The following is a 1,244-nucleotide window of genomic DNA, read 5'->3' as shown; positions in this document are numbered from 1 at the left end:
GACACCCCCACCCGGCCCTGGAGCACCGGTGCCGACGAACGAGACAGCCTCGACGACCTGAGGCAGCAGTTGGCAGCCGAACGACCCGGGGAACTACGCCTGACCGGCGTTCCGAACCCCCGCTTGACGCACGAGCTCGCCGTGCGCCGGGCCCTGGAAGACGGCACGCCCCTGCCCGATGGTCCCACCGCACCACCGGCCGGCCTCGAGGCGTTCCACGTTCTGGGCGACGAGCACGGCTACTGGACCGGCATCACCTGGAACACTCGGGACACCGACGCCGTGGACGTGGTCTTCGTCGACCGGAACCGGCTGTCCGGCCGCGTCCCCGTCGGGACGTACGCGGCGCTACCCACCAGCGCCTCCACCGCACCCCTGTCCACCTGGGCGACCAACCCCGCCGCGCGCCGCGCCACCGGTGCCCTGGTCACCGAGCTCCGCGAGCACACCCGCGACCACCTGCCCGACTACATGGTGCCGTCGGCCATCGTCCCCCTCGACCGGCTCCCCCTGACGGCCAACGGCAAGCTGGACCGGGCGGCCCTGCCGGCGCCGGAGTTCGCGTCGGCCGGGTCGGGACGCGGGGCGCGCACGCCGCAGGAGCAGATCGTGTGCGACCTGTTCGCCCAGGTGCTGGGGCTGCCGCGGGCAGGTGTGGACGACGACTTCTTCGACCTGGGCGGGCACTCGCTGCTGGCCACCCGTCTCATCGCCCAGATCCGCGCCGCGTTCGGCGTCGAGCTGGAGCTGCGCGCGCTGTTCGAGGGACCGACGCCCGCTGCGGTGGCGCTGCTCCTCGACACCGCCGCTCCCGGACGCCTGGCCCTCACAACCCGTCGGCGGCCCGAGGTCATGCCGCTGTCCTTCGCCCAGCGGCGGCTGTGGTTCATCCACAAGATGGAGGGACCGAGCGCCACTTACAACATCCCGCTGGCCCTGAGGCTGAGCGGTGAGTTGGACCGTGACGCGTTGCGTGCCGCTCTGGGTGATGTGGTGGCCCGGCACGAGAGCCTGCGGACGGTGTTCCCCGAGACCGACGGCGTCCCCTGCCAGCAGGTGCTGCCACCCGAGGCGGCCGTCCCGCACGTCGCCGTCCACCCCACGACCGAGGCCGAGTTGCCCGAGGTGCTGAGGACAGCGGCCCGGTATCCCTTCGACCTCGCCACTGAAACCCCGCTGCGTGCGGACCTCTTCCAGATCTCAGCGCAGCAGTACGTCCTGCTCCTGGTGGTGCATCACATCGC

General features: G+C 72.0%; 1 protein-coding gene. It reads left to right on the top strand.

Going from position 1 to position 1,244, the window contains the following annotated elements; translation table 11 throughout:
• Positions 1–123 precede the first annotated feature (123 nt).
• Positions 124–1,244 (top strand): condensation domain-containing protein (locus tag E4U92_RS35235; RefSeq protein WP_277754770.1); only part of this gene is annotated, 1,121 nt, incomplete at its 3' end.

The sequence above is a fragment of the Streptomyces galbus genome (genome assembly GCF_005280195.1).
Taxonomy (GTDB): domain Bacteria; phylum Actinomycetota; class Actinomycetes; order Streptomycetales; family Streptomycetaceae; genus Streptomyces; species Streptomyces galbus.
This window is presented reverse-complemented; position numbering and strand designations above follow the sequence as displayed.